The sequence below is a fragment of the Streptomyces sp. NPDC033966 genome (assembly GCF_055575955.1).
The window spans coordinates 27,000-44,783 of sequence record NZ_JBVIRQ010000005.1 but is presented as its reverse complement, the minus strand read 5'-3'; the positions used below and the strand labels follow the sequence as shown (position 1 = coordinate 44,783).

Genomic DNA, 17,784 nt, shown 5'->3' with positions numbered 1-17,784 from the left:
CGGAGGGTGAGTGTGCCGGAGCTGACTTCAGGCGATGCGACTAAAAGCGTCTGGTCAGAATGCAGTGGGGATCGTCGTTGTCTTCATCGCCCACGCGGGTCCAGAGCATCGCCGTGTTGTCATGCCGCCACACGCTGAGGACATCGCCCACATCGTCGCCCTTGGGGCCTTTGGCGTCGAAACTCCGCCGGACGGCTCGCCCTGTCTCGCTTCTCCAGGTACCAGATCCCGAACGGGGACCCTCCCAGTTCCAGTCCGATGCGCCCATCCAGTCGCCGCACACCTGGTTGGCGACGAAGGTTCCGTCCGGCTTCAACGTCATGCTGCCGCCGTAGGGGTCGAACCACGTGGCCGCGAGTTCGGCCGGCGTCAGCGTGACGGATTCACCGTCGGGTGGCGGCCGGTTCCAGATCCTTCCGCAGGCCGTGAGCGTGAGAGCCATGGCCAGGAGGACAAGCACGGACCGGCAGGAACGCGACACACTCCACCCCCAACGGTAGAAAGACGTGGTCCGCAGCCTGACACATGCTTTGAACGCGTTCAAGTCTGAGCGCCCGTCGGCAGCCGCCGGTCGCCGAGATCAGAGAAGCGCGTAGTGATCTGTCGCGCCCATCCGCTTCCCGCGCTGCCCTGATCAACCTCTGGTGCGGCTATCGGCCCAAGGCGGTCGTCGGACGCCGAGACGGGAGAAGCGCGTAGCGATCTGGCGCGCCCATGCGCTTCCCGCGCTGCTCTGGTCGTCATTTGGTGCGGGTATCAGCCCAGGACGGTCGCCGGACGCCGATAAATGAGAAGCGCGTAGCGATCTGGTGCGCTGGGGGGCCTCCCGGGCCGCTCTGGTCGGCGTCTCGTGCGGGTGGTCGCGCCCCTGGCCCGGAATCCGGCATCCAGGGGCCCGGATGCCCGGCCGGCCAAGGCCGGTCACGTCGCCTCGTCGCTGACTGACCCGCCCCTCCTCTCCTCCCCCGTGACCGTTCTTTTGGGGGTTTCCCGGCAGTCTTTCGGCTTTCCGGGGCGGGTCGGTCGGTCAAGGGTGGCCGAAGGCCATCGCGAAGCGACGCGACCGAAGGGAGCGCCCTTGAGGGACCGGCCCGAACCGGAAGGACGATGGGACTGACGGGAAACCCCCAAACCAGCTGCGAGACCGCCCCGCCAGGACACCGCTCCCCACCCACCCACCCACCCGCACCCGGGGAGGCGGGTGGGCAGCCACCGGCCCGCCCCCACCACCTCGAGGGGGAGATAGCCGGCCCGCACCGCGAGCCCCCGCCGCCCGGCGGCGCGGCGTACCCCCTACACCCGCGCCAGGAACCCCGCCGCCGCCTCCCGGACCTCCTCCGGGGTCCACGTCAGGCCCGGCTCCGTGACCTCCAGCTCCGTCACCGACAGGCCGGGCGGGCCCTCCGCCGTCCACCGCCGGAAGAGCACCGTGCCCGTTTCCTCCGCCAGGCGGGCGCCCGCCTCCGTGAGGCGGTCCGCCTCGTACGGGAGCCACACCTGGAACTGGTGCGTGTGCGGTACCTCCGGGTGGATCCGGGACCACGGGAGGTCCGCCTCCGCGAAGGCCTCCCGCAGGGCCGCGGCGACGACCCGGGCCTGCTCCACGTACGCCGGCAGCCGCGGCAGCTCCCGTTCCAGCCCGGCCAGGGCCGCCAGGGCCTGGGGGAACTGGCGGAAGACCTGGCCCCCGTACCGGTGGCGCCACACCCGGGTCTCCTCCACGAAGTCCCGGGGTCCGGCCAGGCAGGCTCCGCTCAGCCCGCGCAGCGACTTGTAGAAGGAGACGTACACCGAGTCCGCGAGCTCCGCGATCTCCGGCAGCGGCCTGCCGAAGTGGACGGTGGACTCCCACAGCCGGGCCCCGTCGATGTGGACGACCGCGTCCCGCTCCCGGGCGGCGTCCACCAGCCCCTCCAGCTCCTCCCACGCGGGGAGCAGGAAGCCGGCGTCGCGCAGCGGCAGCTCCAGCATCAGCGTGCCGAAGGGCTCGGGGTGCTCCCGGACCTCCTGCGGGGTCGGCTGGCGCGGCTCCGTCACGGGGTGGGTGGTCCGCAGCCCGGCCAGCGCCGTCAGGGCTCCGCCCTCCCACCGTTCCGGGTGGCTCATGGGGTGCAGGGCCACGACCGGGTTGCCGGTGCGTCCCGCCCAGCAGCGCAGCGCGATCTGCTGGGCCATCGTCCCCGAGGGGAAGAACGCCGCGTCCTCGGTGCCGAGCAGCGCCGCGACCCGCTGTTCCAGGTCGGCGACGACCCCGTCGCCGTAGATGTCCGCCGGGGCGTCCAGGTCGTACGGGGCGTCGGCGAGCCCGGCCAGCAGCTCCCGGACCGTCTCCTCCCGGCCGCGGTGGGTGAGGGCCCGGCGGGCCCCCTTCCAGGCCGCCACGAGCCGTTTCGTCTGGTCCGCGTCATCGCTCATGCCCCTGATCATCGCCGACGCACCCGCGGCGCCGCCGCCGAATTCCGGCCTCCCGGGGCCCCCTCCCGCTCCCGGCGGGCCTGACCGGCGCCGGGCCGCCGAAAGGGCCTAGCATGGCGACGTATCGTCCGGTACCCCCCGCGGACTGGAACGGAAGGCCATCACCGCGTGAACTCATCCCAGGAACCGCGTCCCGCCCGGCTCACCATCGGAGTCGTCGGCGCGGGCCGCGTCGGACCCGCTCTGGCCCGTGCGCTCCAGCAGGCCGGGCACCACCCCGTCGCCGTGTCCGGGGTCTCGGACGCGTCCCGGCGCCGGGCCGAGCGGATGCTGCCGGACGTGCCGCTGCTGTCCCCGGCGCAGGTGCTGGAGCGGGCCGAGCTGGTGCTGCTGACCGTCCCCGACGACGCCCTGCCGGGCCTGGTCGAGGGGCTCGCGGAGACGGGCGCCGTGCGTCCCGGGCAGCTCCTCGTGCACACCTCGGGGCGTTACGGGACCGCCGTGCTGGACCCCGCGCGGCGCGCGGGCGCGCTCCCGCTGGCGCTGCACCCGGCGATGACCTTCACCGGTACGGAGGTGGACGTCCAGCGCCTGGCCGGGTGCTCCTTCGGCGTGACCGCGCCCGAGGAGCTGCGGCTGGCGGCGGAGGCCCTGGTCATCGAGATGGGCGGGGAGCCCGAATGGATCGCGGAGGAGAGCCGTCCGCTCTACCACGCGGCCCTCGCGCTGGGCGCGAACCACCTGGTCACCCTGGTCGCCCAGGCCATGGAGCTGCTGCGCACCGCGGGCGTCGAGCACCCCGACCGGATGCTCGGCCCGCTGCTCGGCGCCGCCCTGGACAACGCCCTGCGCTCCGGCGACGCCGCCCTCACCGGGCCCGTCGCCCGCGGTGACGCGGGCACCGTCGCCGCGCACGTCTCGGAGCTGCGCAAGCACGCTCCCGCCACCGTCGCCGGGTACCTGGCGATGGCCCGTACGACCGCGGACCGCGCCCTCGCGCACGGCCTGCTCAAGCCCGAACTGGCCGAGGACCTCCTCGGCGTGCTCGCGGACCCCGCCGACCCGAAGGATTCCGAGCGATGACCGGCCCGCTCCAGCTGCTGAACACCGCCGAAGAGCTCCACAAGCTTGCGCGCACCGGCCGCCGGGCCGTCGTGATGACGATGGGCGCCCTGCACGAGGGCCACGCCACGCTCATCCGCACCGCCCGCGAGGAGGTGGGACCGGACGGCCAGGTGGTGGTCACCGTGTTCGTCAACCCCCTCCAGTTCGGGGCGAACGAGGACCTCGACCGCTACCCCCGCACCCTCGACGCCGACCTGCTGATCTCCGAAGCGGCGGGCGCCGACGCCGTGTTCGCGCCCGCCGTGGACGAGGTCTACCCGGGCGGCGACCCGCAGGTGCGGATCACCGCCGGGCCGATGGGCGAGCGGCTCGAAGGCGCCACCCGCCCCGGCCACTTCGACGGCATGCTGACCGTCGTCGCCAAGCTGCTCCACCTCACCCGCCCCGACCTGGCCCTCTTCGGCCAGAAGGACGCCCAGCAACTGGCCCTGATCCGGCGCATGGTGACCGACCTGAACTTCCCCGTCGAGGTGGTCGGCGTACCCACGGTCCGGGAGGACGACGGGCTCGCGCTGTCCTCCCGCAACCGCTACCTCGGCGCGGTCGAGCGCCGTACCGCCCTGGCCCTGTCCCGCGCCCTGTTCGCGGGCCGTGACCGGCTCGCCGCGCAGGCCGCGCTGTGCGCCCGCGCGGAGGCGGCCCCGGCGAGCGACGAGCGCGCCACCGCCCTGGCCCGGCTCGGCGAGATCCGGGCCTCAGCCGACGCGCACGCCGTGTCGGCGGCGGCCGGCGGCGGCACCGGCCTGCCGGACGCCGTACGGGCCGCCGCGCGGCACGTGCTGGAGGAGGCGGGCCGGCACGAGCCGCCGCTGGTCCTGGACTACCTGGCCCTGGTGGACCCGGAGGACTTCACCGACGTCGGCCCCGACTTCACCGGACGGGCCGTGCTGGCCGTCGCGGCGAAGGTCGGCGCGACCCGGCTGATCGACAACATCCCATTGGAGTTCGGAGCACACGCGTGAGCACCACAGGCAACCCAGGCACCCCCGGCGCCGCCGGTACGGGCATACGGCTGCACGCCCCCGCCCCCGGCTGGGCCGTCGACGCGGACGTCGTGGTCGTCGGTTCCGGCGTCGCGGGCCTGACGGCCGCGCTGCGCTGCGCCGCTGCGGGCCGCCGTACGGTCGTGGTCACCAAGGCGCGGCTCGACGACGGCTCCACCCGCTGGGCGCAGGGCGGCATCGCGGCCGCCCTCGGCGAGGGCGACACCCCCGAGCAGCACCTGGACGACACGCTGGTCGCGGGCGCGGGCCTGTGCGACGAGGCGGCGGTGCGGCTGCTGGTCACCGAGGGTCCCGACGCGGTGCGCCGGCTCATCGCCGCGGGCGCCGTCTTCGACACCTCCGCCGAGACCGGCGAGATAGAGCTGACCCGTGAGGGCGGCCACCACCGCCGCCGCATCGCGCACGCGGGCGGTGACGCGACCGGCGCGGAGATCTCCCGGGCCCTGGTCGAGGCCGTGCACGCGGCGGGCATCCGCACCGTGGAGAACGCGCTCGTCCTGGACCTGCTCCAGGACGCGGAGGGCCGCACGGCAGGCGTGACCCTGCACGTGATGGGCGAGGGCCAGCACGACGGCGTCGGCGCCGTCCACGCGCCCGCCGTGATCCTGGCGACCGGCGGCATGGGCCAGGTGTTCTCCGCGACGACCAACCCGGCCGTCTCCACGGGCGACGGGGTGGCCCTGGCGCTGCGCGCCGGCGCCGAGGTCTCGGACCTGGAGTTCGTCCAGTTCCACCCGACGGTCCTCTTCCTCGGCCCGGACGCCGAGGGCCAGCAGCCGCTGGTGTCGGAGGCGGTGCGCGGAGAGGGCGCGTACCTGGTCGACGCGGACGGGGTCCGCTTCATGGTGGGGCAGCACGAGCTCGCCGAGCTGGCGCCGCGGGACATCGTCGCCAAGGGCATCATGCGCCGCATGCAGGAGCAGGGCGCGCAGCACATGTACCTGGACGCGCGGCACTTCGGCGCCGAGATGTGGGAGAACCGCTTCCCCACGATCCTGGCGGCCTGCCGGGCCCACGGCATCGACCCGGTGACCGAGCCGATCCCGGTCGCCCCGGCCGCGCACTACGCCTCGGGCGGCGTACGCACCGACCTGCACGGCCGCACCACCGTGCCGGGTCTGTACGCGTGCGGCGAGGTGGCCTGCACCGGCGTGCACGGCGCGAACCGGCTGGCCTCCAACTCCCTGCTGGAGGGGCTGGTCTTCGCCGAGCGGATCGCCGACGACATCGCCGCGAACCCGCCCGTGGGCAGCGGCCCGGGCATACCGGTGCCCGCCACCGGTCCGCTCCAGCCGGCCGAGGCCCGTTACGAGGTCCAGCGCATCATGACGGACGGCGCGGGCGTGCTCCGCTCCGCCGGATCCCTCGCGGCGGCCGCCGAGGCGCTGGAGACCCTGTACACGACGGCCCTGGGCGAGCTGGAGAGCCGGGGCAAGACCGCCGTGCCGGGCGTCGAGACCTGGGAGGCGACCAACCTGCTGTGCGTGGCCCGCGTCCTGGTGGCCGCCGCCCAGCGGCGCGCCGAGACCCGCGGCTGCCACTGGCGCGAGGACCACCCCGACCGGGACGACGCCGCGTGGCGCCGCCACCTCGTGGTGCGGCTGTCGCGCACCGAGCGGCGGGCGCTGGTCGTCACCCCCACCGACTCCGCGGACTTCCCGTCCGTACACCACCCCCTCAGCCTGGAGAAGTGACCGTGAGCACCCCCGAACTCCCCCTGATCGAGCAGAACGAAGGCGGCTGCGGCGACGACTGCGGCTGTGGCGACGGCGAGGAGACCGGGCTCGACCCGGCGCTCGCCCAGCTGCTGGTAGACGCGGGCCTCGACCCGATCGAGGTCGAGGACGTCGCGCACATGGCGCTGTCCGAGGACCTGGACGGCGGGGTCGACGTCACCACCGTCGCGACCGTCTCCGAAGAGGCCGAGGCCATCGCCGACTTCGTGGCCCGTGAGGCCGGCGTCGTGGCGGGTCTGCGGATCGCCGAGGCCGTGTTCTCCGTGGTCTGCACGGAGGCCTTCGAGGTCGAGCGGCACGCCGAGGACGGCGACAAGGTCGAGGCCGGGCAGCTGCTGCTGTCGGTGCGTTCCCGCACCCGCGACCTGCTGACGGCCGAGCGCAGCGCCCTGAACATCCTGTGCCGCCTGTCCGGCATCGCGACGGCCACCCGCCGCTGGGCGGAGGTCCTGGAGGGCACCCAGGCCCGGGTCCGCGACACCCGCAAGACCACCCCGGGCCTGCGTTCGCTGGAGAAGTACGCGGTCCGCTGCGGCGGCGGCGTCAACCACCGCATGTCGCTGTCGGACGCGGCGCTGGTCAAGGACAACCACGTGATCGCGGCGGGCGGCGTCGCGCAGGCCTTCAAGGCCGTCCGCGAGGCCTTCCCGGACGTGCCGGTGGAGGTCGAGGTCGACACGATGCACCAGGTCCGCGAGGCCGTGGACGCGGGCGCCGACCTGATCCTGCTGGACAACTTCACCGTCCCGGAGACGGAGGAGGCCGTGACCCTCGTCGCGGGCCGCGCGGTCCTGGAGTCCTCGGGCCGGCTGTCGCTGGAGACGGCCCGCGCCTACGCGGAGACCGGCGTGGACTACCTGGCAGTCGGCGCGCTGACGCACTCCTCGCCGATCCTGGACATCGGCCTCGACCTGCGCGAGGCGGAGTAACCGATGCTCCTCACCATCGACGTGGGCAACACCCACACGGTCCTGGGCCTGTTCGACGGCGAGGAGATCGTCGAGCACTGGCGGGTGTCGACCGACCCGCGCCGCACGGCGGACGAGCTGGCGGTCCTGATGCAGGGCCTGATGGGGATGCACCCGATGCTCGGCAGCGAGCTGGGCGACGGGATCCACGGCATCGCGATCTGCTCGACGGTGCCGTCGGTGCTGCACGAGCTGCGCGAGGTCACCCGCCGGTACTACGGCGACGTTCCGGCGATCGTGGTGGAGCCGGGCGTGAAGACGGGCGTGCCGATCCTGATGGACAACCCGAAGGAGGTCGGCGCGGACCGCATCGTCAACGCGGCAGCCGCCGTCGAGCTGTACGGGGGCCCGGCGATCGTCGTCGACCTCGGTACGGCGACCACCTTCGACGCGGTCTCCACGCGGGGCGAGTACGTGGGCGGGGTGATCTCCCCGGGCATCGAGATCTCGATGGAGGCGCTGGGGATGCGCGGCGCCCTGCTGCGCAAGATCGAGCTGGCCCGGCCGCGCAACGTGATCGGCAAGTCGACGGTCGAGGCGATGCAGTCGGGCGTGGTCTACGGGTTCGCGGGCCAGGTCGACGGGATCGTGCACCGCATCGCCCGGGACCTGGTGGGCCCGGAGGGCGACCCGGACGACGTCCGCGTCATCGCCACGGGCGGGCTGGCCCCGGTCATCCTCGGGGAGACCACGGTGATCGACGAGCACGAGCCGTGGCTGACGCTGATCGGGCTGCGGCTCGTGTACGAGCGCAACGCGCCCAACTTCGAGTGACACGGCCGCCGGTGGGGTCCCGCGTACGGCGGGGCCCCACCGTGCGGTAGCGGACCGTCATGCGGAATCCTCAGCTTGAACCTGATCGGTTAGCTTGTCGGCGTCGGACGCACACCCTCGCGAAGCGGCACAGCCGAGACGGCACAGGACGGCCCAAATGCCCCGAAAATCACCGTACTTGCAGGTGGTCGCATCACTCCGTACCCGCATCGAGGCGGGTGAATGGGCGATCGGCGACAGACTCCCCTCGCGCGCCCGGTTCGCGGAGGAGTACTCCGTCGGGCAGGGCGTCACCCAGCGGGCCATGGAGCAGCTGATCATCGAGGGCTTCCTCGAAGGCCGGGCCGGATCCGGCACCTACGTGCGCACCCCGCGCCGGCGCATGCGGATGCTCCGCACCCGCCGCCGCGTCCCCGGCTCCGGCAACACCTTCCGCTCCGAGGCCGCCGCGCACGGCATCGCCGCGTCCTGGGACTCCAAGACCCTCCCGCAGGTCCCGGCGCCCGGGCGGATCGCCGCCCGGCTGGCCATCGAGCCCGGCTCCCCCTGCGTGATGACCCGCTACGAGTTCATGGCCGACGGCAGCCCCGCCGAGCTCTCCGAGTCCTGGGAGCCGCTGGCCATCACCTCCGGCACGCCGATCGTGCTCCCGGAAGTGGGCGAGCTGCGCGGCGCCGGGGTGGTGGCGCGCATGCGCTCCATCGGCATCACCGTCACCTCCGTGGTGGAGGTGCCGCGCCCGGCCCGGGCCAACCAGAACCAGGCCAACCTCCTCGGGATCAGCCTCGGCGCCATGATCACCGAGGTCGAGCGCACGTACCTCGACTCGGAGGGCCGCCCGGTGGAGACCGCCGACCTGGTCATCCCCGACTCGCGCTACGAGATCGCGTACGCCTTCCCGGTGGAGTGACCGAGGGCGCGTATTGTGACCGGCCGTACTTTCCGACGACCGGGTTTTTTACGGAACTGGCCGGAGTGTGCTTCTCGTGGAGATAGCGTCACGCTCGAGAAGCACCGCGACCTCGTCCACTTGCGGAGGAGACACCATGACCGCGACCGCTCGACCCGACTGGCGCAAATCGTCCTACTGCGGCGACGGCGACGCCTGCGTGTACGTCGCCGCAGCGCCCGGCACCCTGGTGCGCGTCGCCGACCGGGCCGACCCGGCGCACCTGGTGATGGCGACCACCCACGCGGCCTGGGCGGAATTCGTGAAGGCCGTCAAAGAGACCGGCTGAAGCGCCCGGAGGGGGCGGCGTGGATTCCCGCCGCGCCGCAAGCCCGCACCCTCAGGGGATTTTGTCCGATTAGCGCGTATCTTCGCCCCATGCCCACGCCCTACGGATCCCGCGGCGGCATGGCGTTCAGCGCCGCCGAGCTGCACGTGCTCAGGCGTTCCCTGGCCCACGCCCTCCAGTCCTCCACGGCCCCCCTGACCGCTTCCGAGGTCCAGGACTGCCTGCACCTCGCGGCGTCGGTGGACGACGCCGTCCTGGAGGCGGGCCGGCTCAGAGCCTTCCTGCTCGACGACCTCGCCCGCTACAGAGGCGCCCTCCCCGGGAGCCTGTCCGGCTACCTGGAGCTCCTCCAGGACGCCCTGGCCGCCGGCTACGAGCCCCGGCCCGACGACCTGGCCGCCCTGCGCGCCCTGCGGGCCAACCCGGTCGCGGGCGCCGTCCTGGAACGGGCCCAGGCCGTCGCCGAGCGCTCCGTACGCCGCAGGCTCGCCACCGGGACCGCGCCCGCGGCCGCCCCGGCGCCGCGCACCCGGCTGCTGGCCCTGGCCGGCGGCAAGGAGCAGACGCCCCCGCCGCCGAGGCCCGTCCCGGCGAAGGAGCCGCCGGCCCGGCCGGTTCCCACCCCGGGCGAGGTCTTCCCGCCGCGCCGCAAGCCCACCCCGCCCCCGGCGGCCGGACGCGCGGCGGTGTAGCTACGCTGGGGGGCATGGACTACGTCTCCGCGCTCGTGCCCCCCTTCGTGATGGCCGCGTTCTTCATCGCACTCGTCGTGACGATCGTGAAGACCCAGGGCGGGGCCAACAAGGCCAAGGAAGACGCGGTCGTCGACGCCGCGATGGCCCGCGCCGAGGCAGGCCAGCAGTCGCAGAACTGAAGTAACCCCCGCCGGGTTTTCCACCGCGCGTTGCGGCGAATAGTCGGGCAATTCGCCGCAATCGGCACTATTGTGCTGATGTGCCTCGCCCCTTGGGAGAACTCGAAGACGCAGTGATGACGCGGGTGTGGCAGTGGAACCGCCCGGTCACCGTTCGGGAAGTCCTGGAAGACCTCCAGCAGGAACGGTCCATCGCGTACACCACGGTCATGACCGTTATGGACAATCTCCATCAGAAGGGCTGGGTCCGCCGGGAAGCCGAAGGCCGCGCCTATCGATATACGGCGGTCTCCACCCGCGCCGCCTACTCGGCCGCACTGATGAACGAGGCCTGGTCGACCAGTGACAGCCCGGCGGCCGCCCTCGTCGCCTTCTTCGGCATGATGTCCCCGGAACAGCGCGAGGCCCTCCGCGACGCCGTACGCATCGTCCAGCACGACGAACCCGAACCGGTCCCCGAACCGGGCTCCGAACCCGAACACGGACCTGGCAGCGGCCCGGCCGGCGAGGGCCCCCCGGGAGCCGCGCCGCAAGGGGACTCCGGCGCACACGGGGACGACCCGGGGCGATAGCGTCCGGGTATGGGAGAGCTTTCCACCACAGCCGAAGCCAAAACAGTGACGATCCGCCGCGCGCGCACCGGCGATGTTCCGGCGCTGCGCCGCCTGCTCGACCAGTACGTGCAGCAGAGGATCCTCCTCGACAAAGCCCCCGTCGTCCTTTACGAGGACATCCAGGAGTTCTGGGTCGCGGAACGCGACTCCGACGGGCAGGTGGTGGGCTGCGGGGCCCTCCACGTCATGTGGGAAGACCTCGCCGAAGTGCGCACGCTCGCCGTCGACCGCGACTTGAAGGGCGCCGGTGTCGGCCACCTGGTGCTCGCCAAGTTGTTGGAGACGGCCCGCCGGGTCGGGGTGAGCCGGGTATTCTGCCTGACCTTCGAAGTGGACTTCTTCGCGAAGCACGGCTTCGTCGAGATCGGCGAGACACCGGTGGAGACCGATGTCTACATGGAGCTCCTGCGTTCCTATGACGAGGGAGTCGCCGAGTTCCTCGGTCTCGAACGAGTGAAGCCGAACACCTTGGGCAACAGCCGGATGCTGCTGCACCTCTGATCGAGCGCGGCGGCTATTACGGGCCCCCGTCCGCCTGAGGCCTATGTCCGAATCGCGCACGTTTCCCGCCTTGTTGCGGCCCTGAACCTCTCGACGGGGGTTTGTGTTTTCCAGGCAAAAGCGGTTTCCTTTCCGCGTACTGCATTTTCGATGAAAGGAAATCCGGTGGCACAGAAGGTTCAGGTCCTTCTTGTCGACGACCTCGACGGTGGCACGGCGGACGAGACCGTGACGTTCGCTCTGGATGGCAAGACCTACGAGATCGACCTCACCACCGCCAACGCTGAAAAGCTCCGCGGTGCGCTGGAGGACTTCGTGAAGGCGGGCCGCCGCACCGGCGGGCGTGCTTCCACCGGCCGCGCCAAGGGCCGCGCCGCCGCCTCCCCGGGCAGCCCGGACACCGCCGAGATCCGCGCGTGGGCCAAGGCCCAGGGCCTCAGCGTCAACGACCGCGGCCGGGTGCCCGCCGAGATCCGCGAGGCCTACGAGAACGCCAAGGGCTGAGGCGTACGCCGCCCCAGGCGGGCGCGGTGGCATTCCGTCGCCGCCGCGGCCACCAGGCGTACGAGATCGGGCCCGGCCGGCTCCGCACAGAGTCCGGGTCCGGCACCGCCGCCCTGCCCCGGACCGGGCAGGGCGGGCAGCGATGCCTCGCACCCCAGCTCGGGGGGCCGCAGCCACACGGCGGCCCCCCGAGGGCTTTCTCCCGGTACCCGTCCAGGCGGCACGGGGGCGGTGATCCTGCCCCCCGCTCCCACGGCGGTCAGGTCCAGCGCCACCCCGCCCCACTCCAGCCAGTCGAGCAGCCCCTCCAGCTCCTCGGCGCCGCCCGGGGCGATCAGGAAGCGCATCCGGCGCCCCATCACCGCCACCGGACCGCCGGCGGCGAAGCCGGGCCGGCGCAACAGCGCGGCCCCGGCGTCCGAGGGGAGCTCCAGCACGTCGAACCGGATCCCCGTGACCAGCTGCGGGGGCGGCCCCCCGGCGCAGCTCCAGCCGAGCACACGCTCGTACCAGGTACGGGTGTCCTCCTCGGACGGGACGCGGGGCGAGGGGACGCTCACGGCGCTGAGGGACATGACCGGAGCAACTCCGGCGGAGACCGCCGGGTTACGCGACGCGCCCGTACCAATGCGGAGCGTAAACCTCCGTCGAGCGGAGTCCCACATTCGGGACACAAGCGTGTTCGCCCGTAGCGGAGGGAACCATGCGTACCGGCATGGAGTGTCAGTCCTTACGGGTAAGACATTCCTAGTGGATCGGGGCGACACGCTGATTTGAGCGTGTTCCGTTCGCCATCGGCGTACACCTGTGACGGGTATCTGCCTGGCCTGCGGGAACATCGTCTCGCACCATCGAGTTGGAGCAGTAGTCGGCTCTTGCAGCCGGTTTTCCTCACCGACGTGGGGGTGAGCCGTGGACGGATGTCGGCAGTTGGAATGAGCTGTCCCGTCCCGCGGGACTAGCATGCGGAAGGACAGGGCGGGGACCGACCCCGAACTGCCCGACCGCTCTGAGGAGCGATAAACGATGTTCGAGAGGTTCACCGACCGCGCGCGGCGGGTTGTCGTCCTGGCTCAGGAAGAAGCCCGGATGCTCAACCACAACTACATCGGCACCGAGCACATCCTCCTGGGCTTGATCCACGAGGGTGAGGGTGTCGCCGCTAAGGCCCTGGAGAGCCTCGGGATTTCGCTCGAGGCTGTCCGCCAGCAGGTTGAGGAGATCATCGGTCAGGGCCAGCAGGCCCCGTCCGGCCACATCCCCTTCACCCCGCGGGCGAAGAAGGTCCTGGAGCTGTCGCTCCGCGAGGCCCTCCAGCTCGGCCACAACTACATCGGCACCGAGCACATCCTGCTCGGCCTGATCCGCGAGGGCGAGGGCGTCGCCGCCCAGGTCCTCGTGAAGCTGGGCGCCGATCTGAACAGGGTCCGGCAGCAGGTCATCCAGCTGCTCTCCGGCTACACCGGGGGCGGCAAGGAGTCGGCCACCGCAGGCGGCCCGGCCGAGGGCACCCCCTCGACCTCGCTGGTCCTCGACCAGTTCGGCCGCAACCTCACCCAGGCTGCCCGCGAATCCAAGCTCGACCCGGTCATCGGGCGCGAGAAGGAGATCGAGCGGGTCATGCAGGTCCTGTCCCGCCGGACCAAGAACAACCCGGTCCTCATCGGCGAGCCCGGCGTCGGCAAGACCGCCGTCGTCGAGGGCCTGGCGCAGGCGATCGTCAAGGGCGAGGTCCCCGAGACCCTCAAGGACAAGCACCTCTACACGCTCGACCTGGGTGCCCTGGTCGCCGGTTCCCGCTACCGCGGTGACTTCGAGGAGCGCCTGAAGAAGGTCCTCAAGGAGATCCGCACCCGCGGCGACATCATCCTGTTCATCGACGAGCTCCACACCCTCGTGGGTGCGGGTGCCGCCGAGGGCGCGATCGACGCCGCCAGCATCCTGAAGCCCATGCTGGCCCGTGGTGAGCTCCAGACCATCGGTGCCACGACGCTGGACGAGTACCGCAAGCACCTGGAGAAGGACGCGGCCCTCGAGCGCCGCTTCCAGCCGATCCAGGTCGCGGAGCCGTCGCTGCCGCACACCATCGAGATCCTCAAGGGTCTCCGTGACCGGTACGAGGCCCACCACCGCGTCTCGATCACGGACGAGGCCCTCGTCCAGGCCGCGACCCTGGCCGACCGGTACATCTCGGACCGCTTCCTCCCGGACAAGGCGATCGACCTGATCGACGAGGCCGGCTCCCGGATGCGCATCCGCCGGATGACCGCGCCGCCGGACCTCCGCGAGTTCGACGAGAAGATCGCGGCCGTCCGCCGCGACAAGGAGTCGGCCATCGACTCCCAGGACTTCGAGAAGGCGGCTTCGCTCCGTGATTCGGAGAAGCAGCTGCTCGCCGCGAAGTCCAAGCGCGAGAAGGAATGGAAGGCCGGCGACATGGACGTCGTCGCCGAGGTCGACGGCGAGCTCATCGCCGAGGTCCTCGCGACCGCGACCGGCATTCCCGTCTTCAAGCTGACCGAGGAGGAGTCCTCGCGCCTGCTGCGCATGGAGGACGAGCTCCACAAGCGCGTCATCGGTCAGAAGGACGCCATCAAGGCCCTTTCGCAGGCGATCCGCCGTACGCGGGCCGGCCTGAAGGACCCGAAGCGACCCGGTGGCTCGTTCATCTTCGCCGGTCCGTCCGGTGTCGGTAAGACCGAGCTCTCCAAGACGCTCGCCGAATTCCTCTTCGGCGACGAGGACGCGCTGATCTCCCTCGACATGTCGGAGTTCAGCGAGAAGCACACGGTTTCCCGCCTCTTCGGTTCGCCCCCCGGCTACGTGGGCTACGAAGAGGGCGGCCAGCTGACCGAGAAGGTCCGCCGGAAGCCGTTCTCCGTCGTCCTCTTCGACGAGGTCGAGAAGGCGCACCCGGATATCTTCAATTCCCTTCTCCAGATCCTGGAGGACGGTCGCCTGACCGACTCCCAGGGCCGGGTCGTGGACTTCAAGAACACGGTCATCATCATGACGACCAACCTGGGTACGCGGGACATCTCCAAGGGCTTCAACCTGGGCTTCGCCGCCCAGGGCGACGTCAAGACCGGTTACGACCGGATGAAGGCGAAGGTCAACGAAGAGCTCAAGCAGCACTTCCGGCCCGAGTTCCTGAACCGCGTCGACGACACGGTCGTCTTCCACCAGCTCAGCCAGGAAGACATCATCCAGATCGTCGACCTGATGATCGCCAAGGTGGACGAGCGCCTCAAGGACCGCGACATGGGCATCGAGCTCAGCGGTGACGCGAAGCAGCTCCTGGCCAAGCGCGGCTACGACCCGATCATGGGTGCCCGCCCGCTGCGCCGGACCATCCAGCGCGAGATCGAGGACCTGCTGTCGGAGAAGATCCTCTTCGGCGAGCTGCGCCCCGGTCACATCGTGGTCGTCGGCGTGGAGGGTGAGGGCGAGGCCGCCAAGTTCACCTTCCGCGGCGAGGAGAAGTCGGCCCTGCCCGACCTCCCCCCGATCGAGGCCACGGGCTCCGGCCCGGACCTGTCGAAGGGCGCGTAAGCGCAAGCAGCACTGAGGGGCGGCCCCGGGACCCACAAGGTCCCGGGGCCGCCCCTTTGGGCTTGGGGGGTACGTCGCTTGCGGCGCGGGCCCGCTATCTCCCCCGCGAGGAGTGGGGGCCGGGCGGTGGCTGCCCACCCGCCTCCCTGTCTGCGGGGCGGTGGGTGGGGAGCGGTGTCCTGGCGGGGCGGTCTCGCAGCTGGTTTGGGGGTTTCCCGTCAGTCCCATCGTCCTTCCGTGTCGTGCCGGTCCCTCAAGGGCGCTCCCTTCGGTCGCGTCACTTCGTGATCGCCTTCGGCGACCCTTGACCGACCGACCCGCCCCGGAAAGCCGAAAGACTGACGGGAAGCCCCCAAAAGAACGGTCACGGGGCAGGAGAGGAGGGGCAGCCGTGTCAGCGATGAGGCGACGGGGCTGCGCCTTGCCCGGCCGGGCATCCGGGCCCGTGGATGCCGGATTCGGGGCCGGGGGCGCGACTAGGCGCACGAGAGGCTGATCAGAGCAGCCTGCGGCGCCTCCAGGCGCGCCAGATCGCTACGCGCTCCTGTCGTCTCGGCGTCCGACGACCGTCCGGGGCTGATACCCGCACCAGAGGTTGATCAGGGCAGCCCAGGGAGCGGTTGGGCGCGCGAGATCGCTACGCGCTTCTCCCGGTTCGGCGTCGGACGGCCGTCTGGGGCTGGGATAGGTGGAAAAGGGGCGGGGGAGCGCTTTCGAGGGGCGAATGGTGCCTCTCGCAGGGCCTTTGGCGGCTTGTCGGAGTCTGAGAGTGTCCTTTTCGACCGCAGACTCCGAGAGGGGACCTTCCGCCCTCGCCACGGCCTCCCATATAGGTATAAAAGGGGCTAATTGACCTCCTGTGGCCTATGGCCAGCCCAAGACGGCTGCCGGCCGCCGAGACCAGAGAAGCGCGTAGCGATCTGGCGCGCCCATCCGCTCCCCGCGCTGCTCTGGTCGCCCTCTGGTGCGGGTATCAGCCCAAGGCGGTCGCCGGACGCTGAGCCGACAGGAGCGCGTAGCGATCTGGCGCGCCTGGGTGCTCCGCAGGCCGCTCTGATCAACCTCTCGTGCGGGTAGCCGCGCCCCCGGCCCGGAATCTCGACTCTTGAGGGCCCGGATGCCCGGCCGGCCAAGGCCCGGCCCCTCGCCTCGTCACTGAGGGAGCCGCTCCTCTCCTCCTGCCCCGTGACCGTTCTTTTGGGGGCTTCCCGGCAGTCTTTCGGCTTTCCGGGGCGGGACGGTCGGTCAAGGGTCGCCGAAGGCGATCGCGTAGCGACGCGACCGAAGGGAGCGCCCTTGAGGGACCGGCCCGAACCGGAACGACGATGGGACTGACGGGAAGCCCCCAAGCCTCCCTGAGACCGCCCAAGGGGATCCCGCCCCCCGCCCCCCGGCCCGCACCCAGAGGCGGAGGCGGGTGGGCAGCCACCGCCCGGCCCCCACCCCCTCGAGGGGGAGATAGCGAGCCCTCGCCCCACGTCCCCCGCCCCCCGACGCCCGCGCGCCGCCCCCGGTTGCAGGCCTTGGTCCTGTTTGGGGTGGGGCAAACGTCCCGGGGGCGGTGACAAGCCGCACAGGGCAAAACGGACCTACTAGGAACTCTCGTAGGTTTTGATGTCCTGGTTTGTCCCTGCGTAGGCGCAGTACGGGTGCCGTCAAGAGTGTGGAGATCCATCGCGCGGCTACGAGCCGGGGTAGTAAAAGGGACGTTTGGGGAAGCCCGGGGGCACGGGTTACCAAGGTGGGGCAAGCCCGGCAGTAGCGGTTCGGTCCGCAGCGCCGGGATCTTTCTTGCCCGAACACGCCCTTGTCCCCGGCCCCGGAGGTCTCCACATGTCCGCGAAGCGCGTCAGCACCCGCCGCACCCGTATCGCCCTCGCCGCCACCGGTCTCGGTGCGCTGCTGGCTCTCGGGGCCGGGACGACCGCCGCCTTCGCCGACGAGGCCCCGAGCACCCTGTCCGCCGCCGCCGAGGTCGCCGCCGTCCAGGCCCAGGCCGAGGCGCAGGCCAAGGCCGCGGCCGCGGCCGCGAAGCCCGCCGCGTGGTCGAAGCCCGTCGACAGCTACACGCTGTCCGCGACCTTCGGCAAGGGCGGCAGCATGTGGGCGCACAAGCACTCCGGCCAGGACTTCGCCGTCCCGACCGGCACCCCGGTCAAGGCCGCCGGCGCCGGCACCGTCGTGAAGGCCGGCCCGAACGGCGGCGGCGACGGTCCCGCGTACGGCAACGCCGTCGTGATCAAGCACGCGAACAACACGTACTCCCAGTACGCGCACCTTTCGAGGATCCAGGTCAAGATCGGCCAGAAGGTCTCCGCCGCCCAGCAGATCGCGCTGTCCGGCAACACCGGCAACAGCAGCGGCCCCCACCTGCACTTCGAGATCCGCACCACCCCGAACTACGGCTCGGCCGTCAACCCGGTGGCCTTCCTGCGCAACGCCGGCGTCACCGTCTGACCAACCTGACCAAGCTGATCAA

17 protein-coding genes are annotated in these 17,784 nt (G+C 71.6%); 14 read left to right on the top strand and 3 right to left on the bottom strand.

Annotation, left to right across the window (positions count from 1 at the left end; translation table 11 throughout):
- Positions 1-40: 40 nt before the first annotated feature.
- Entirely contained in the window at positions 41-442 is a 402-nt protein-coding gene (locus ACZ518_RS15315) for a hypothetical protein (protein WP_469113527.1), read from the bottom strand.
- Between the two features lie 851 nt (positions 443-1,293).
- Positions 1,294-2,415: a threonine aldolase family protein gene (locus ACZ518_RS15310; RefSeq protein WP_469113526.1), complete on the bottom strand. Its 1,122-nt coding sequence runs from the start codon at positions 2,413-2,415 to the stop codon at positions 1,294-1,296.
- A 168-nt stretch (positions 2,416-2,583) separates the two neighbouring features.
- On the opposite strand from ACZ518_RS15310, the gene ACZ518_RS15305 reads away from it, so the two are divergent.
- The 12 genes from ACZ518_RS15305 to ACZ518_RS15250 all read left to right on the top strand — a co-directional run bounded on the left by ACZ518_RS15305 (position 2,584) and on the right by ACZ518_RS15250 (position 11,753).
- The gene (locus tag ACZ518_RS15305) at positions 2,584-3,498 is read left to right on the top strand and encodes a Rossmann-like and DUF2520 domain-containing protein (RefSeq protein ID WP_469113525.1); all 915 of its coding nucleotides are present in this window, start codon (positions 2,584-2,586) and stop codon (positions 3,496-3,498) included.
- Positions 3,495-4,502: a pantoate--beta-alanine ligase gene (panC, locus tag ACZ518_RS15300; RefSeq protein WP_469113524.1), complete on the top strand. Its 1,008-nt coding sequence runs from the start codon at positions 3,495-3,497 to the stop codon at positions 4,500-4,502. The genes ACZ518_RS15305 and panC overlap by 4 nt, the downstream gene beginning before the upstream one ends.
- Positions 4,499-6,238 carry an L-aspartate oxidase gene (locus tag ACZ518_RS15295; protein ID WP_469113523.1) on the top strand — a complete coding sequence of 580 codons (1,740 nt, stop codon included), beginning with the start codon at positions 4,499-4,501 and terminating at the stop codon, positions 6,236-6,238. Before panC ends, ACZ518_RS15295 begins: the two co-directional genes overlap by 4 nt.
- 2 nt (positions 6,239-6,240) lie before the next feature.
- Positions 6,241-7,209, top strand: coding sequence for a carboxylating nicotinate-nucleotide diphosphorylase (gene nadC / locus ACZ518_RS15290; RefSeq protein WP_469113998.1), 969 nt, complete (start codon positions 6,241-6,243; stop codon positions 7,207-7,209).
- A gap of 3 nt (positions 7,210-7,212) precedes the next feature.
- Complete coding sequence (locus tag ACZ518_RS15285) at positions 7,213-8,022, top strand: type III pantothenate kinase (protein ID WP_469113522.1); 810 nt, start codon at positions 7,213-7,215, stop codon at positions 8,020-8,022.
- Positions 8,023-8,179: 157 nt separating this feature from the next.
- Positions 8,180-8,932: a GntR family transcriptional regulator gene (locus tag ACZ518_RS15280; RefSeq protein WP_469113521.1), complete on the top strand. Its 753-nt coding sequence runs from the start codon at positions 8,180-8,182 to the stop codon at positions 8,930-8,932.
- A 136-nt stretch (positions 8,933-9,068) separates the two neighbouring features.
- Positions 9,069-9,260 (top strand): DUF397 domain-containing protein, encoded by a 192-nt coding sequence (locus tag ACZ518_RS15275; protein ID WP_469113520.1) that lies wholly within the window; start codon positions 9,069-9,071, stop codon positions 9,258-9,260.
- 89 nt (positions 9,261-9,349) lie between these two features.
- Positions 9,350-9,952 carry a hypothetical protein gene (locus ACZ518_RS15270; protein WP_469113519.1) on the top strand — a complete coding sequence of 201 codons (603 nt, stop codon included), beginning with the start codon at positions 9,350-9,352 and terminating at the stop codon, positions 9,950-9,952.
- Positions 9,953-9,966: 14 nt separating this feature from the next.
- Positions 9,967-10,134 carry a hypothetical protein gene (locus tag ACZ518_RS15265; RefSeq protein WP_469113518.1) on the top strand — a complete coding sequence of 56 codons (168 nt, stop codon included), beginning with the start codon at positions 9,967-9,969 and terminating at the stop codon, positions 10,132-10,134.
- A gap of 116 nt (positions 10,135-10,250) precedes the next feature.
- Positions 10,251-10,706, top strand: coding sequence for a BlaI/MecI/CopY family transcriptional regulator (locus ACZ518_RS15260; protein WP_469113997.1), 456 nt, complete (start codon positions 10,251-10,253; stop codon positions 10,704-10,706).
- 9 nt (positions 10,707-10,715) lie between these two features.
- Positions 10,716-11,249: an amino-acid N-acetyltransferase gene (locus ACZ518_RS15255; protein ID WP_469113517.1), complete on the top strand. Its 534-nt coding sequence runs from the start codon at positions 10,716-10,718 to the stop codon at positions 11,247-11,249.
- Between the two features lie 165 nt (positions 11,250-11,414).
- A complete protein-coding gene (locus tag ACZ518_RS15250; RefSeq protein WP_469113516.1) occupies positions 11,415-11,753 on the top strand; it encodes a histone-like nucleoid-structuring protein Lsr2 in 339 nt (112 codons plus the stop codon).
- On the opposite strand, the gene ACZ518_RS15245 is transcribed toward ACZ518_RS15250, so the two are convergent.
- Entirely contained in the window at positions 11,732-12,328 is a 597-nt protein-coding gene (locus ACZ518_RS15245) for an SCO3374 family protein (RefSeq protein ID WP_469113515.1), read from the bottom strand. The two genes, ACZ518_RS15250 and ACZ518_RS15245, sit on opposite strands and share 22 nt — an antisense overlap.
- Positions 12,329-12,779: 451 nt before the next feature.
- Between ACZ518_RS15245 and ACZ518_RS15240 the strand changes: the two genes are divergently transcribed.
- Together ACZ518_RS15240 and ACZ518_RS15235 are read left to right on the top strand one after the other, a co-directional pair.
- Complete coding sequence (locus tag ACZ518_RS15240; protein ID WP_469113514.1) at positions 12,780-15,305, top strand: ATP-dependent Clp protease ATP-binding subunit; 2,526 nt, start codon at positions 12,780-12,782, stop codon at positions 15,303-15,305.
- Positions 15,306-17,138: 1,833 nt separating this feature from the next.
- Positions 17,139-17,762: a M23 family metallopeptidase gene (locus ACZ518_RS15235; RefSeq protein ID WP_469113513.1), complete on the top strand. Its 624-nt coding sequence runs from the start codon at positions 17,139-17,141 to the stop codon at positions 17,760-17,762.
- Positions 17,763-17,784: the final 22 nt, after the last annotated feature.